General features: G+C 72.1%; 13 protein-coding genes. 9 read left to right on the top strand and 4 right to left on the bottom strand.

The window, feature by feature from the left end:
* Window positions 1-5 precede the first annotated feature (5 nt).
* From A4E84_RS20705 to A4E84_RS20715, 3 genes are read left to right on the top strand one after another with little or no spacing between them, the layout of a single operon-like run.
* Entirely contained in the window at window positions 6-989 is a 984-nt protein-coding gene (locus A4E84_RS20705; RefSeq protein WP_062928012.1) for an NTP transferase domain-containing protein, read from the top strand.
* Entirely contained in the window at window positions 986-2,374 is a 1,389-nt protein-coding gene (locus A4E84_RS20710) for a molybdopterin molybdotransferase MoeA (protein WP_062928013.1), read from the top strand. Before A4E84_RS20705 ends, A4E84_RS20710 begins: the two co-directional genes overlap by 4 nt.
* On the top strand, window positions 2,371-3,480 hold the full coding sequence (locus A4E84_RS20715; protein WP_062928014.1) for a potassium channel family protein: 1,110 nt from the start codon (window positions 2,371-2,373) through the stop codon (window positions 3,478-3,480). The genes A4E84_RS20710 and A4E84_RS20715 overlap by 4 nt, the downstream gene beginning before the upstream one ends.
* Before the next feature lie 71 nt (window positions 3,481-3,551).
* On the opposite strand, the gene A4E84_RS20720 is transcribed toward A4E84_RS20715, so the two are convergent.
* Window positions 3,552-4,400 carry an ABC transporter permease gene (locus A4E84_RS20720; RefSeq protein WP_062928015.1) on the bottom strand — a complete coding sequence of 283 codons (849 nt, stop codon included), beginning with the start codon at window positions 4,398-4,400 and terminating at the stop codon, window positions 3,552-3,554.
* Entirely contained in the window at window positions 4,397-5,416 is a 1,020-nt protein-coding gene (locus A4E84_RS20725; RefSeq protein ID WP_062928016.1) for an ATP-binding cassette domain-containing protein, read from the bottom strand. The genes A4E84_RS20720 and A4E84_RS20725 overlap by 4 nt, the downstream gene beginning before the upstream one ends.
* A gap of 170 nt (window positions 5,417-5,586) precedes the next feature.
* On the opposite strand from A4E84_RS20725, the gene A4E84_RS20730 reads away from it, so the two are divergent.
* Complete coding sequence (locus A4E84_RS20730; protein ID WP_062928017.1) at window positions 5,587-6,576, top strand: NAD(P)H-quinone oxidoreductase; 990 nt, start codon at window positions 5,587-5,589, stop codon at window positions 6,574-6,576.
* A gap of 29 nt (window positions 6,577-6,605) precedes the next feature.
* Here the strand turns inward: A4E84_RS20730 and A4E84_RS44625 are convergent, their stop codons facing one another.
* Window positions 6,606-6,854, bottom strand: a complete 249-nt coding sequence (locus tag A4E84_RS44625; RefSeq protein WP_062928018.1) for a hypothetical protein — start codon at window positions 6,852-6,854, stop codon at window positions 6,606-6,608.
* A 701-nt stretch (window positions 6,855-7,555) separates the two neighbouring features.
* Between A4E84_RS44625 and A4E84_RS20740 the strand changes: the two genes are divergently transcribed.
* The gene (locus tag A4E84_RS20740; RefSeq protein ID WP_062928019.1) at window positions 7,556-8,098 is read left to right on the top strand and encodes a bacterial proteasome activator family protein; all 543 of its coding nucleotides are present in this window, start codon (window positions 7,556-7,558) and stop codon (window positions 8,096-8,098) included.
* Between the two features lie 72 nt (window positions 8,099-8,170).
* Here A4E84_RS20740 and A4E84_RS20745 read toward each other — a convergent pair whose 3' ends face one another.
* The gene (locus A4E84_RS20745; RefSeq protein ID WP_062928020.1) at window positions 8,171-9,814 is read right to left on the bottom strand and encodes a protein kinase domain-containing protein; all 1,644 of its coding nucleotides are present in this window, start codon (window positions 9,812-9,814) and stop codon (window positions 8,171-8,173) included.
* Between the two features lie 358 nt (window positions 9,815-10,172).
* Here A4E84_RS20745 and A4E84_RS20750 point away from each other — a divergent pair, with 358 nt between their 5' ends.
* The 4 genes from A4E84_RS20750 to A4E84_RS20765 all read left to right on the top strand — a co-directional run bounded on the left by A4E84_RS20750 (window position 10,173) and on the right by A4E84_RS20765 (window position 15,794).
* Complete coding sequence (locus tag A4E84_RS20750) at window positions 10,173-11,768, top strand: protein kinase domain-containing protein (protein WP_062928021.1); 1,596 nt, start codon at window positions 10,173-10,175, stop codon at window positions 11,766-11,768.
* 385 nt (window positions 11,769-12,153) lie between these two features.
* Window positions 12,154-13,344 (top strand): pyruvate dehydrogenase (acetyl-transferring) E1 component subunit alpha, encoded by a 1,191-nt coding sequence (gene pdhA / locus A4E84_RS20755; RefSeq protein WP_062928022.1) that lies wholly within the window; start codon window positions 12,154-12,156, stop codon window positions 13,342-13,344.
* Window position 13,345: 1 nt separating this feature from the next.
* On the top strand, window positions 13,346-14,323 hold the full coding sequence (locus tag A4E84_RS20760) for an alpha-ketoacid dehydrogenase subunit beta (protein ID WP_062928023.1): 978 nt from the start codon (window positions 13,346-13,348) through the stop codon (window positions 14,321-14,323).
* Window positions 14,324-14,333: 10 nt separating this feature from the next.
* The gene (locus A4E84_RS20765) at window positions 14,334-15,794 is read left to right on the top strand and encodes a dihydrolipoamide acetyltransferase family protein (protein ID WP_062928024.1); all 1,461 of its coding nucleotides are present in this window, start codon (window positions 14,334-14,336) and stop codon (window positions 15,792-15,794) included.
* The last annotated feature ends 25 nt before the right edge of the window (window positions 15,795-15,819 follow it).

The following is a 15,819-nucleotide window of genomic DNA, read 5'->3' on the forward strand; positions in this document are numbered from 1 at the left end:
GGGGGGTGACCGCGTACCAGCACCCCGGCGAACCAGGCGCCGAGACCGGCCCCGCGCACGGGGCTGGCCCCGCCCGGTACGACGCCGTCGTGCTCGCCGGCGGTGCCGCCCGGCGCCTGGGCGGCACGGACAAGCCCGGCGTGCGGGTGGGCGGGCGCCCCCTGCTCGACCGGGTACTCGCGGCCTGCGCCACCGCCCGCACCACCGTCGTGGTCGCCGCGCCCCGCCCGACCGCACGGCCCGTGACCTGGGCCCGCGAGGACCCGCCCGGCGGCGGGCCGCTCGCCGCCCTGGACGCCGGGCTCCGCCACACCACCGCCGAACACGTCGTGGTGCTCTCCGCCGACCTGCCGTTCCTGCACGAGCCGACCGTGGACCGCATGCTGAGCACGCTGCGGGCGAGCGGCTGCGACGGCGTGCTGCTGACCGACCCGAGCGGCCGTGACCAGCCCCTCGTGGCCGCCTACCGGGCGCCGCGGCTGCGTGAGGAACTCGCGCTCCTCTCCGGCCGGCACGGCGCCCTCGCCGGTCTGCCCCTGCGGCGGCTCACCGCCGAGCTGGATCTCACCCGCATCTCCGACCCCGTCGCGTCCTTCGACTGCGACACCTGGGACGACATCGCCACCGCCAGGGCACGTATCAGGGAGCATGGGCACGTGTTGGATGAATGGATTTCCGCCGTCAAGGACGAACTGGGGATCGACCTCGCTGTCGACACCCGGGGCCTGCTCGACCTCGCCCGCGTCGCCGCCCACGGGGTGGACCGGCCCGCGGCGCCGCTGACCACCTTCCTCGTCGGCTACGCGGCCGCGCAGGCCGGCGGCGGCCCCGAGGCCGTCGCCGAGGCCGCCCGCAAGGCCGAGGCCCTCGCCGCCCGCTGGGCCCGGGAGAGCACCGCCGAGGACCGGCCCTCCGGCGAGGGGCAGCAGCCCGCGCAGGGCGATGTCGCCCCCGACGCCACCCCCGACACCCGCCCGGACGCCGGATGACGCCGCACGGCGCCCGTGCCGGTGAGGACGCCGAGGACCTCGACGTCGAGGAGGTGCTCGCCCTCGTGAGGAACAGCAACGGCAGTCACCTGCCCGACCCGGCAGCACGAGGCGGGACGGACAGCGCCCGCCCCGCCCACGGGCCGGACCCGTCCGCCCGGCCCGACACCCGCCACCGCGCCACCGGCTGGCCCGAGGCCCGGGCCCTCGCGGAACGCGCCGGCCGCCACGCCACCCGGGCCGCCCGCCGGGCCCCCGTCTCCGTACCCCTCGACACCGCCCTCGGCATGACCCTCGCCGCCCCGCTCGACGCCCTCACCGACCTTCCCTCCTTCGACACCTCGGCGATGGACGGCTGGGCGGTCTGCGGCCCCGCTCCCTGGCACGTACGGGACGAGGGCGTCCTCGCCGGGCCCGCCGCCCCTGTATCCCTCACCGACGGTGAGGCCGTGCGGATCGCCACCGGCGCGCGCATCCCCCCGGACACCACCGCCGTCCTGCGCAGCGAACACGGCCGCACCGACGACAAGGGCCGCCTGTCCGCGACCAGGGACGTCGTCCCCGGCCAGGACATCCGCCCGCGCGGCCAGGAGTGCCGCACCGGCGATCAGCTCCTCGCCGCCGGCACCCTCGTCACCCCGGCCGTTCTCGGGCTGGCGGCGGCGGCCGGCTACGACACCGTCACCGCGGTCCCCCGGGCCCGCGTCGAGGTCCTCGTCCTCGGCGACGAGTTGCTCACCCAGGGCCTGCCGCACGACGGCCTGATCCGGGACGCGCTCGGCCCCATGCTGCCGCCGTGGCTGCGGGCGCTCGGCGCCGAGGTCACCGCCGTCCGGCGCATCCGCGACGACGCCGACGCCCTGCACGAAGCCGTCACCACCTGCGACGCCGACGTCCTCCTCACCACCGGTGGCACCGCGGCCGGCCCTGTCGACCACGTCCACCCCACCCTGCGCAGGATCGGCGCCGAACTCCTCGTCGACGGCGTCGCGGTGCGCCCGGGCCACCCCATGCTGCTGGCCCGCACCAAGGAGACCCAGCACCTCGTCGGCCTGCCGGGCAATCCGCTCGCCGCCGTCTCCGGCCTGCTGACGCTCGCCGAGCCGCTGCTGCGGATCCTCGCGGCCCGCCCGGCCCCGGAGCCGTACACGCTGCCGCTCCGGGACGCCGTGCACGGGCATCCGCACGACACCCGGCTGGTCCCCGTCGTCCTGCGCGGTGACGAGGCCGTGCCGCTGCACTACAACGGCCCCGCCATGCTGCGCGGCATCGCGGCGGCCGACGCGCTGGCCGTCGTACCGCCGGGCGGCGCACGTTCGGGGCAGGAGGCGGAACTGCTCGACCTGCCCTGGGCGTCCGGAGGAATCGGGGTGTGTTTCACGTGAAACTTCCGGGCCAGGACGCGATCGCCCGACAGGCCGACGAGCATCTGGTGACCCATCGGGTGAAACTCCCGAGGAAGGTGGTGGAGCACCCGTTCCGCCAGGTCGCCAAGCGGCTCTCCATCGCCCTGCTGGTGCTCGTCGCGACCGCGCTGATCGTCTACGCCGACCGGGACGGCTACAACGACAACGCGGGCGATGGCGTCGACCTTCTCGACGCCTTCTACTACGCGACCGTCACCCTCTCCACCACCGGCTACGGTGACATCGCGCCGGCCAGCGACGCCGCTCGGCTCACCAACATCCTCGTCATCACGCCCCTGCGCGTGCTGTTCCTGATCATCCTGGTCGGCACCACCCTCGAAGCCCTCACCGAACGCACCCGGGAGGAGTGGCGACTGACCCGCTGGAGGTCCACGTTGCGCGATCACACCGTTGTCATCGGCTTCGGCACGAAGGGCAGATCGGCGATCCGGACCGTCTGCGCGACGGGCCTGAAGAAGGAGCAGGTCGTCGTGGTCGACCCCAGTTCCAAGGTGGTCGACGCCGCGACCGCCGAGGGCTACGCGGGCATCGTCGGGGACGCGACCCGCAGCGAGGTGCTGAAGCGGGCCGAGGTGCACAAGGCCCGCCAGATCATCATCGCGACACAGCGCGACGACACAGCGGTCCTGGTGACGCTGACGGCCCGGCAGCTCAACCGCGGGGCGAAGATCGTGGCGGCGGTGCGGGAGGAGGAGAACGCGCCGTTGCTCAAGCAGTCCGGGGCCGACGCGGTCATCACCAGCGCCAGCGCCGCCGGCCGGCTGCTCGGCCTCTCCGTGCTGAGCCCCTCCGCGGGCATGGTGCTGGAGGACCTCATCCAGCAGGGCACCGGGCTCGACCTCGTCGAACGGCCGGTCGTCAAGGCCGAGGTGGGCAAGACGCCGCGGGAGCTCGCCGACCTGGTCGTGAGCGTCATACGCGGTCACCGGGTCCTCGGCTACGACGATCCGGCCGTCGGGAGACTGGAGCTGACCGACCGGCTCATCACGATCGTGCGCAAGACCCCGGGCACCCAGGTCGCGCCCGACATCCGGCCGATGCCCCCGATGCCCCGCAACACCTGAGAACAGGGCGGAAGCACGCCGGCCGCCGCGCACCACCCGGTGCGGGACGGCCGGCGAAGCCCGGAGATCCGCTACTTCCGGTTGTACAGCCGCATCGTGACCGGCCCGAAGACCGCCACGAACAGCCCGGCCCAGCCCAGCGACCAGGCGACCTCGTCGGCCGGCCAGTCGCCGCCCATCAGACCGCGCACCGCCGACGCCAGGTGGGTGATGGGGCTGTTGTTCACGAACGCCTGGAGCCAGCCCGGCATCGTCTTCGGGTCCACGAACACGTTGGACAGGAAGGTGAGCGGGAAGATCACCATCATGCTGACGCCCATCACCGACTTCTCGGTGCGCAGCATCAGCCCGAACATCGTCCAGATCCACGAGAAGGCGAACGAGAAGGCCACCAGCAGGGCGATCCCGGCGAGCACACCCGCGATGCCGCCGTCCGGCCGGTAGCCGAGGATCATGCCGACGGTGAGCATCACGACCGACGCGATCGTGTACCGCAGGGCGTCACCGAGCAGATAGCCGACCATCGTCGACGGCCGCCAGATCGGCAGGCTGCGGAACCGGTCGAACACGCCCTTCTCGATGTCGGTGTTCACGGAGACACCCGTGTACATCGTGATCATCACGACCGACATCACGAGGATGCCCGGCAGCAGGAACTGGATGTACTCCTTCGGCGAGCCGGCCAGCGCCCCGCCGAACAGGTACGTGTACATCAGCACCATCATGATCGGGAACGCAGTGACGTCGAAGAGCTGCTCCGGCACGTGCTTGATCTTGAGGATCGCCCGCCAGCCGAAGGTCATCGAGGCCGACCACGCGCTGGGCCGCGGCGGCCGTTCCTTGGAGACGAGCAGCGCGGCGAGGGACTCGGCGCTGACCGGGGCGAGCTCTTTGCTCTCGGTGGTCGCCGCGGCGCTCATGCCGCCACCTCGTCCTTCGGGTCGTCGGAGCGGTCGGTGGAGTCGTGCGTGTCGTGCCCGGTGAGAGCGAGGAACACCTCGTCGAGGCTGGGCTGGCCCAGCGAGAAGTTGTCGACGGTGATCCCGGCGCGGGCCAGCTCCCCCAGGGCGCGGGAGGCCTGCTCGGCGGCGGAGTCGTCGCCGGCCGCCGTGGCGAGGCGGGCGGTGAGGGCCACCGGGTCGGGCTCCGGCTGCACCTGTGCGTCGAGGGCGCGGCGCAGCAGGCCGGCCGCGAGATCACGCTGTGCGGGATCTCGTAGGCGCAGATGGACGGATCCGGCGCCGACGGACGACTTCAGCTCGCCCTTGGTGCCCTCGGCGATCACTCTGCCGCGGTCGATGACGGCGATCCGGGACGCCAGCTGGTCGGCCTCGTCCAGATACTGCGTGGTCAGCAGCACCGTGGTGCCCTGGGCGACCACGGCCCGCACGATGTCCCAGACCTGGTTGCGGCTGCGCGGGTCCAGACCGGTCGTCGGCTCGTCGAGGAAGAGCAGGTCGGGGGTGTTGAGGATGGACGCGGCGATGTCGATGCGGCGCCGCATGCCGCCGGAGTAGTGCTTGACCTGCTTGGCGGCCGCCTCCGAGAGTCCGAAGGCCTCCAGGAGCAGGCCGGCGCGTTCGCGGGCGGACTTCTTGTGGTGTCCGAGGAGCCGGCCGAGCAGGACCAGGTTCTCGGTGCCGGTGAGGTCTTCGTCCACCGACGCGTACTGGCCGGTGAGGCTCACCCGGCCGCGTACCTCGTCCGCCTCGCGGACGACGTCGTGGCCGAAGACGTGCGCCTCGCCGCCGTCCGGCCGCAGGAGTGTGGCGAGCATCTTCACGGTGGTGGTCTTGCCGGCGCCGTTCGGGCCGAGGACGCCGTAGACCGTGCCCGCGGGCACGGCCAGGTCGACTCCGTCCACGGCCTTCGTCTCGCCGAACGTTTTCACCAGGCCCGCGGTCTCGATCGCCAGGCCGGACGTCTGGGTGCTCATGCTTCAGGTCCTTCCGCGTGCTTGGGCTACGCATGGAAAGACCTTTACGGTCGCGCAAACTCATCGGTCCCGCACCCGGGTTTTCGCCGGGACCGGACCAAAGGCGTAGCCGCAGCGGACCCGGGGACGGAGCGGACTCGGTCCGGGGACCGAGGGGTACGGTCCCTTGCATGCATGCGATCACGATTCCCGAACCTGGTGGGCCCGAGGCGCTGGTCTGGGACGAGGTCCCCGATCCCGTGCCCGGCGAGGGCGAGGTCCTGGTCGAGGTGGCGGCCGGCGCCGTCAACCGGGCCGACATCCTGCAGCGGCAGGGCTTCTACGAACCGCCGCCCGGCGCGTCCCCCTACCCCGGTCTGGAATGCTCCGGGCGGATCGCCGGGATCGGCACCGGCGTCTCCGGGTGGAACGTCGGCGACGAGGTGTGCGCGCTGCTCTCCGGCGGCGGCTACGCCGAGAAGGTGGCCGTCCCGGCGGGGCAGCTGCTGCCCGTGCCCGAGGGGGTCGGTCTGACCGAGGCGGCGGCGCTGCCCGAGGTGGCCTGCACCGTCTGGTCGAACGTCTTCATGGTCGCCCACCTGCGGCCCGGCGAGACACTCCTCGTGCACGGCGGGTCCAGCGGCATCGGCACGATGGCCATCCAGCTGGCCAAGGCCGTAGGCGCGCGGGTGGCCGTGACGGCCGGTACGAAGGAGAAGCTCCGGGCGTGTGCCGAGCTGGGCGCCGACATCCTGGTCAACTACCGCGAGCAGGACTTCGTCGAGGAGGTCAGGACGGCGACGGACGGCGCCGGTGCCGATGTCATCCTCGACAACATGGGCGCCAAGTACCTGGAGCGCAACGTCAAGGCCCTGGCCGTCAACGGCCGCCTCGCGATCATCGGCATGCAGGGCGGCGTCAAGGGCGAGCTGAACATCGGCGCCCTGCTGGCCAAGCGCGCCGCGATCAGCGCGACGTCCCTGCGTGCCCGGCCCAAGGAGGAGAAGACGGCCATCGTCGCGGCCGTCCGCGAACACGTCTGGCCGCTGTTCGCGGACGGCCACCTGCGACCGGTCGTCGACCGTGAGCTCCCGATGCGGGACGCCGCCGCCGCGCACCGGGTGGTGGAGGAGAGCAGCCACGTCGGCAAGGTCCTGCTGATCACCCCGCAGGGCGTCTGACACCCGCAGCGGAGATCCGTCGGACGCCCCTAGACCCTCCGCAGCCGCAGCGCGAAGAACGCCAGGCCCAGCCCCAGTCCGATCAGGACCAGGCCGCTGCCCAGGGGCAGGATCCGCAGGACCTGGCCGACGGGGCGTTCGGCGGTCGCGGCCTCGCGCACGGGTTGCTCCGCCGGTTCGGAGGGCGCCGGGGCGGTCTCCCGCGGCTCCTCGGGGACGGCCGTGGCGTCCGCGACGCCCGGCCCGTCCCCGGCGTCCTCCGGCCGTCCCGGCCGCACCCGGCCCTCTCCCGCCCGGCTCCCGGCCCGCGAGGGTTCGCCGGAGGCGGAAGGAGCCGCCAGGGCCGAAGGGCCCGTCGAAGCCGCCCGGGCGGACGGGGCGGACAGGGGCGACGGGGCCGCCCGGGGCAATGGGGCGGCCCGGGTTCCGGGCCCTGCCTCCCTCGCCGCTTCCCGCGCCGCCGCTTCCGCGGCCTCCTCCTGCGTTACAGAAGCCCCGGAGGACGGGACGGATCCGGAGGACGGGACAGCCTTGTAGAACGGGACAGCTCCGTAGAACGGGACAGCTCCGTAGGACGGGACAGCCCCGTAGGACGGGACGGATCCGTAGGGTGAGACGACCGCGCCCGCCCCCAGGGCGAGCACCAGTCCCGCCGCCCGCAGTGCGCGTAGCCATGGAGTCACGTGGGTGACCCCCTCCCGCCGTGCCCGGTAGGGCATAAACGGCAAGTTCGGTCATATCGAGGCAATCAGCCTCACACCGTCCCGGACCCCCGGCACGCCGGGTTCGGCCGACGGACGGAATCGCCACCCGCCGCAGAGTGGCTCCGGGGCCCGCCCGCCCTGTTTCACCCGCGAGGAGGAACCGCCCCCGCTGGAGCAACCCGGAGCCCGGCCGGTTCGTCTCCTCAAGCACGGTGGATCAGCCTCCCGCGGGGGCACCACGGAGGTGAGGTGCAGGCGTGCGACAGAATGGCGACATGGAGATGCCGAGGAACGAAAGGTCGCCGGAGAACCCGCAGATCCTGGTCGTGGGCCAGGACGGCATGGCGCTCGGTGGCGGCAGCGCAGACGAGGACTCCCGCGAGACCCCGGTCACGGAACAGGTGGAGCAGCCCGCGAAGGTCATGCGCATCGGCAGCATGATCAAGCAGCTGCTGGAAGAAGTGCGGGCGGCTCCCCTGGACGAGGCCAGCCGCGTCCGGCTCAAGGACATCCACGCCAGCTCGGTGAAGGAGCTGGAGGACGGTCTGGCGCCCGAGCTGGTCGAGGAGCTGGAGCGCCTCTCGCTGCCCTTCACGGACGAGGCGACCCCCAGCGACTCGGAGCTGCGCATCGCGCAGGCCCAGCTGGTCGGCTGGCTGGAGGGGCTCTTCCACGGGATCCAGACGACGCTGTTCGCCCAGCAGATGGCGGCCCGCGCCCAGCTGGAGCAGATGCGCCGCGCCCTTCCGCCGGGTGTCGGGGACGGCCTCGACGAGCAGCACCCGGGCGGCGGCCGGTCCGGCGGCCCCTACCTGTAGACGGCGGCAGGCCGTACAGACCAGAGGGCCCGGCAGCCGAAGCTGCCGGGCCCCTTTCGCGTCGGCGGACCGTCAGGAGGGCGGGTTGCCCGTGGAGACGCTGAGCTCGATCTCGGGCATGTCCTTCGGGTCGACGTCGGTGTCGGCGGACGGGAACTGGTTCATGACCGTGCCGTCGCCGTAGGTGTTCTCGTCGATCTCCTTCTCGTTCACTTCCCAGCCGGCCGCCTGGAGACAGGCCTTGACCGACTTGATGTTCTTGAACTTGAAGTCCGGGATCTGGATCTTGTCGGGGTCGTTGTACGACTCCCGCGGCTCCGTGCACTCCTCGGTGTCGATCGTCTTCGCGGTGTCCGGCCCGCGGTAGCCGGGCTTCTTCTCCGCCGAGGCCGACGCACTCGCGCTGCCGCCGCCGCCCTTGTCGTCCTCGCTGCCGCCGTTCAGCAGCAGCGCCGTGACGAGGCCGCCGACCGCGACGACGGACACGATGACCGAGCCGATGATCACCGGCTTGTTGTTCCGGCCACCGCCGGAGGGGACCGCCGCGGTCTGGGGCGACAGGTTGTACGGCGGCGGCGTCGACGGGCCGGGCTGCGGGGAGTACGCCGCCGGGGACGGCGTCTGGTAGCCACCCTGCTGCGGATAGCCGTACGCCGGGGACGGCCCCGTCGGTGCGGGCGTGCCGTACGGGTTCGGCGGCGGGGTCGGCTGGTACGGCGTCTGCACCTGGCCCGAGGGCGCCGGGGCCGCCTGGTCGACCGGCGGGAACACGGCCGAGCCGACACCCGCGCCGCTCGGGGCCTGCGTGCCCGGGACGATGCTCGGCGGCGCGGCCTGGAAGGACGCCGCCACGCGCAGGCACTCGTCGCGCATGGCCTCGGCGCTGGGGAAACGCTCGTTCGGGTTCTTCTTCAGCGCCCGGGCGATCAGCGCGTCCACGGCCGGGGGCAGCGTGCGGTTGATCGAGGACGGAACCGGCGGCTCCTCCTGCACGTGCGCGTACGCGATGGCCAGCGGCGAGTCCGCCTCGAACGGCAGCCGCCCGGTCACCAGCTGGAACAGCATGATGCCGACCGAGTACAGGTCGGAGCGGGCGTCCACGCCGCGGCCGAGGGCCTGCTCCGGCGAGAGGTACTGCGGGGTTCCGACGACCATGCCGGTCTGCGTCATCGACGTCACGCCGGACTGCATGGCACGGGCGATGCCGAAGTCCATGACCTTGACCACGGCGCGCTTGGTCATCATCACGTTGCCCGGCTTGATGTCGCGGTGGACCAGGCCCATCTCGTGGCTGATCTCCAGCGCGGCCAGCACGTCCGCGGTGATCTTCAGCGCCTTGTCGGCGGGCATCGCGCCCTGCTGCCGCACGTCCTCGTCGAGGACCGAGCCGAGCGGGCGGCCCTCGACGTACTCCATGACGATGTACGGCGTCGTCATGCCGTCGAGGATGTCCTCGCCGGTGTCGAAGACCGAGACGATGTTGGTGTGCGTGAGCTTGGCCACGGACTGGGCCTCGCGGCGGAACCGTTCGCGGAAGGCTTGTTCCCGACCGAGATCCGTGTGAAGTGTCTTGATCGCGACCTGCCGGTCGAGCACGCTGTCGTACGCGAGGTGCACCGAGGCCATGCCGCCCTGGCCGAGGAGGTCACGCAGCTGATAGCGGCCGCCGGCGAGCGCCCGCCCCGTGTGCCCGCCCTGTGCGCCGTCCTGGCTCATGTTCCCCGTCCCCCGTAGCCCCTGCGGACGCCGCCGACTGCCGCTGATCCGTCGTCGATCCGTCGTTGATCCAAACCGCCATTCCCGGCCAAGTCTGCCCCAGGGCACCGACACGTCAAGCTCGGTGCCCGTTCCGTGACCGTACGCGAAAGAAGAGTCGCGTAAGCGTTACAGGGGGCGTACGGGCGGGACACAGAATTTGCACGAGAGTACGGAGTGAAGGTTTCATGGCCGGTCCGTCTCGTGCCGGTCCCGGCACCCCTTCTCGGGCCGGAGGCTTGCGCGGAGGCTGTAGCGTGGCCGACGGAGACCGTAACAACACCGCGCGCACCGCGGGCAGAAACGACGGCGAGGACTGATGGCACAGCAGCAGGCCGCTCAGGGCCCGTCCGACCCCGAGGCGTCTGGCGGCGGCATGTCGGACGCGCCTGAGCTCTGGGGTAACGGCGGGTTGGTCGGGGACGGCCGGTACCGGCTGACCCGCAGACTCGGCCGGGGCGGCATGGCCGAGGTGTTCGCAGCCGAGGACGTCCGCCTCGGACGCACCGTCGCCGTCAAGCTGCTCCGCTCCGACCTCGCCGAGGACCCGGTGTCCAAGGCGCGCTTCACGCGCGAGGCCCAGTCGGTGGCCGGTCTCAACCACCACTCGATCGTCGCCGTGTACGACTCCGGCGAGGACTTCGTCGGCGGCCAGTCCGTGCCGTACATCGTCATGGAGATCGTCGAGGGCCGCACCATCCGCGACCTGCTGCTGAACGCGGAGGCACCCGGCCCCGAGCAGGCGCTGATCATCGTCTCGGGCGTCCTGGAGGCGCTCGCCTACTCGCACCAGCACGGCATCGTGCACCGCGACATCAAGCCGGCCAACGTCATCATCACGCACAACGGCGCCGTGAAGGTGATGGACTTCGGCATCGCCCGGGCCCTGCACGGCGCGTCCACGACGATGACGCAGACCGGCATGGTCATGGGCACCCCGCAGTACCTCTCCCCCGAGCAGGCGCTCGGCAAGGCCGTCGACCACCGCTCCGACCTGTACGCGACGGGCTGCCTGCTCTACGAACTCCTCTCGCTGCGCCCGCCCTTCACCGGCGAGACCCCGCTGTCGGTGGTCTACCAGCACGTCCAGGACATCCCGACCCCGCCGTCCGAGGCCTCCGACGCCTGCCCGCCGGAGCTGGACGGCCTGGTCATGCGCTCCCTCGCCAAGGAGCCCGACGACCGCTTCCAGACGGCCGAGGAGATGCGCGGGCTGGTCCAGTACGCGCTCCAGATGCTCTACGACCAGGGCGGCCACACCGGCACCTGGAACACCGGGCCGGTCGACATGCACGAGGGCCGGCACACCCCGTCGGGCGGCTTCGCCGGCGCGACGGCCGTGATGGGCCACGCCGGGGACGCCTCCGGCACCACGCAGATCCCCTCGCCGATCCTGCCCGGCGGCTACGGCGGCGGGGACGACGGCGGCTTCGAGGGCCACGGCAACAAGGGCAGCGGCCGCGGCAAGCTCTGGATCCTCGCCGTGCTCGCGGTGATCGCCGTCGCGGTGGGTGTCGCGCTGGCACTGAAGACCACGGGCAACGACGGGGACAGCCCGAGCAAGAAGCAGTCGCCGACCACCTCGCAGACGACCGAGAACAAGACGCCCAGCGAGACCCCCAGCGAAGAGGACACCGGCGCGCCGACCGACACGAGCACGGACGACGGCACCGGTACCGGCTCGGGCAACGGCAACTGGACGCCGTCGTACGCGCCCTCCTACACGCCGTCGCCGAGCGCTCCGGAGTCACCCACCGGTGAACCGAGCGACCAGCCGACGACCGAGGAGCCGACCGACGAGCCCACGGACCCCGAGCCCTCGGACCCGCAGACACCGCCGGACGACACGGGCGGTGCCGGCGCGGGCGGCGCGACCGGAATCGTCGGCGGCTCGGGTGGCGAAGGCGGCAACTGACAGGAACGCATGATCCACGCGCGCGTGGGGCCCGGAAACGGGCCCACGCGCGCGTGCCGTTTCGGCACGCCGACAAGGAAACTCTTCCCGTGACCTGGGTCACCGGGTTAACGTGCGGTTGCTCCGGCCTCCTGCAAGGCTGTGACCAGGGCCCCTTCGCCGCCTTCCCGATTTACTTGGATATCCAAGCAAAATCGCAGGTCAGATGGGGTTTCACAGAAATGTGGCGCACTGGGTAACGTGCTTTTTGCAGGGCGCTCGCCGGGGCACCTGTCACGCCTGTTCCCGGCCGAGTGGCACCCACCCCGTGTCCCGTGGGCCGAGAACAGGTGAGCCGCACTGGCCTACCGGCAACCCCGGGGGCCGGACCGACGGAGGAGCACACGTGACCGTGGAGAGCACTGCCGCGCGCACACCGCGACGCAGCGCCGGAAGCAAGGCCGGCACCACCGGCACCAAGCGCACCCGCACGACCGCCAAGAAGGACGCCGGCACCGAGCCCCAGCTCGTGCAGCTGCTGACGCCCGAGGGCAAGCGCGTCAAGAACGCCGAGTACGACAAGTACGTCGCCGGCATCACGCCGGAAGAGCTCCGCGGCCTCTACCGCGACATGGTGCTCACCCGCCGCTTCGACGCCGAGGCCACCTCCCTGCAGCGCCAGGGCGAGCTGGGCCTCTGGGCGTCGCTGCTCGGCCAGGAGGCCGCCCAGATCGGGTCCGGCCGGGCCACCCGGGAGGACGACTACGTCTTCCCGACCTACCGCGAGCACGGCGTGGCCTGGTGCCGCGGCGTCGACCCGGCCAACCTGCTCGGGATGTTCCGCGGTGTGAACAACGGCGGCTGGGACCCCAACAGCAACAACTTCCAGCTGTACACGATCGTCATCGGCTCCCAGACGCTGCACGCCACCGGCTACGCGATGGGCGTCGCCAAGGACGGCGCCGACAGCGCGGTGATCGCGTACTTCGGCGACGGCGCCTCCAGCCAGGGCGACGTGGCCGAGTCGTTCACCTTCTCCGCGGTCTACAACGCCCCGGTCGTGTTCTTCTGCCAGAACAACCAGTGGGCCATCTCCGAGCCGACCGAGAAGCAGTCCCGCGTGCCGATCTACCAGCGCGCCCAGGGCTTCGGCTTCCCGGGCGTCCGGGTGGACGGCAACGACGTGCTCGGCGTCCTCGCGGTCACCCGGTGGGCCCTGGAGCGGGCCCGCGGCGGCGAGGGCCCGACCCTCGTCGAGGCGTTCACCTACCGCATGGGCGCCCACACCACCTCCGACGACCCGACCCGCTACCGGGGCGACGAGGAGCGCCAGGCCTGGGAGGCCAAGGACCCGATCCTGCGCCTGCGCCGGTACCTGGAGGCCTCAAACCACGCGGACGAGGGATTCTTCCAGGAACTGGAGGCCGAGTCCGAGGCGTTGGGCAAACGAGTGCGCGAGGCGGTCCGTGCCATGCCGGACCCGGACCACTTCGCGATCTTCGAGAACGCCTATGCGGACGGACACACGCTCGTCGACGAGGAGCGCGCCCAGTTCGCCGCGTACCAGGCGTCGTTCGCCGACGAGGGGGGTAACTGAGATGGCCGACAAGATGGCACTGGCCAAGGCGATCAACGAATCGCTGCGCCGCGCCCTGGAATCCGACCCCAAGGTCCTGATCATGGGCGAGGACGTCGGCAAGCTCGGCGGCGTCTTCCGGGTGACGGACGGCCTGCAGAAGGACTTCGGCGAGAGCCGCGTCATCGACACCCCGCTCGCCGAGTCGGGCATCGTCGGCACGGCGATCGGCCTGGCCCTGCGTGGCTACCGGCCGGTGGTGGAGATCCAGTTCGACGGCTTCGTCTTCCCGGCCTACGACCAGATCGTCACGCAGCTCGCGAAGATGCACGCCCGCTCGCTGGGCAAGGTCAAGCTCCCGGTCGTGGTGCGCATCCCCTACGGCGGCGGCATCGGCGCGGTGGAGCACCACTCCGAGTCGCCCGAGGCGCTCTTCGCGCACGTGGCGGGCCTGAAGATCGTCAGCCCCTCGAACGCGTCGGACGCGTACTGGATGATGCAGCAGGCCATCCAGAGCGACGACCCGGTGATCTTCTTCGAGCCCAAGCGCCGCTACTGGGACAAGGGCGAGGTCAACGCGGAGGCGATCCCGGGCCCGCTGCACAAGGCCCAGGTGGTCCGCGAGGGCACCGACCTCACCCTGGCCGCCTACGGCCCGATGGTGAAGCTCTGCCAGGAGGTCGCGGACGCGGCCGCCGAGGAGGGCAAGAACCTGGAGGTCCTGGACCTGCGCTCGGTCTCCCCGCTCGACTTCGACTCGATCCAGGCGTCGGTGGAGAAGACGCGGCGCCTGGTCGTCGTCCACGAGGCCCCGGTGTTCTTCGGCTCCGGCGCGGAGATCGCCGCCCGGATCACGGAGCGCTGCTTCTACCACCTGGAGGCCCCGGTGCTCCGGGTCGGCGGCTACCACGCCCCGTACCCGCCGGCCCGCCTGGAGGAGGAGTACCTGCCGAACCTGGACCGGGTACTGGACGCCGTCGACCGCTCGCTGGCGTACTGAGGAGAGGGTCGTGACGACGATGACGGAAGCGTCCGTGCGCGAGTTCAAGATGCCCGACGTGGGCGAGGGACTCACCGAGGCCGAGATCCTCAAGTGGTACGTGAAGCCCGGCGACACGGTCACCGACGGCCAGGTGGTCTGCGAGGTCGAGACGGCGAAGGCGGCCGTCGAGCTGCCCATCCCGTACGACGGCGTGGTCCGGGACCTGCACTTCCCCGAGGGCACCACGGTCGACGTGGGCACGGCGATCATCGCGGTGGACGTGGGCGGCGGCGGCGCCGCACCGGCCGCGGAGCAGCCCGCCGCCGAGCAGCCCGCGGCGGCCGCACCCGCCGAGGAGCCGAAGGCGGCGGGCTCGGGACGCCAGCCGGTGCTGGTGGGCTACGGGGTGGCGACCTCGTCCACCCGCCGCCGCCCCCGCAAGGGCCCGGAGGTCCCGGTCCAGCATGTCTCAGCGGCGATCCAGACGGAGCTGAACGGCCACGCGCCCGCAGCCCCGGCCGCGCCCGCCGCTGCCGCCCCGGCCGCGCCCGCCGCTGCCGCCCCGGCGGCGCCGGCCGGCCCGGAACGCCCGCTGGCCAAGCCTCCCGTGCGCAAGCTGGCCAAGGACCTGGGCGTCGACCTGACGACGGTCGTCCCGACCGGCCCGGACGGCATCATCACGCGTGAGGACGTGCACGCGGCGGTCGCCGCTGCCGTACCGGTGGCCACCGAGCCGCAGGTCGCGCCCGCCCCGGCAGCCGTCCAGGCTCCGGCGTCCTACGACACCGCGCGCGAGACCCGCATCCCGGTCAAGGGTGTCCGCAAGGCGACGGCGGCGGCGATGGTCGGCTCGGCGTTCACGGCGCCGCACGTCACGGAGTTCGTGACGGTCGACGTGACGCGCACGATGAAGCTGGTCGAGGAGCTGAAGGCGGACAAGGAGTTCACGGGCCTGCGCGTGAACCCCCTGCTGCTGATCGCGAAGGCGCTGCTCGTCGCGATCCGGCGCAACCCGGACGTCAACGCGTCCTGGGACGAGGCCGCCCAGGAGATCGTGGTCAAGCACTACGTGAACCTGGGCATCGCGGCCGCGACCCCGCGCGGCCTGATCGTGCCGAACATCAAGGACGCCCACACCAAGACGCTGCCGCAGCTGGCCGAGTCGCTGGGCGAGCTGGTGGCGACGGCCCGGGACGGCAAGACGTCCCCGGCGGCCATGCAGGGCGGCACGGTGACGATCACCAACGTCGGCGTCTTCGGCGTCGACACGGGCACGCCGATCCTGAACCCGGGCGAGTCCGCGATCCTCGCGGTCGGCGCGATCAAGCCGCAGCCGTGGGTCCACAAGGGCAAGGTGAAGCCCCGTCAGGTCACCACCCTGGCGCTGTCGTTCGACCACCGTCTGGTCGACGGCGAGCTGGGTTCGAAGGTCCTGGCCGACGTGGCGGCGATCCTGGAGCAGCCGAAACGCCTCATCACCTGGGCATGAGCCGGCCGCGGCGGCCCCCTGCCCA

The sequence above is a fragment of the Streptomyces qaidamensis genome (assembly GCF_001611795.1).
Taxonomy (GTDB): domain Bacteria; phylum Actinomycetota; class Actinomycetes; order Streptomycetales; family Streptomycetaceae; genus Streptomyces; species Streptomyces qaidamensis.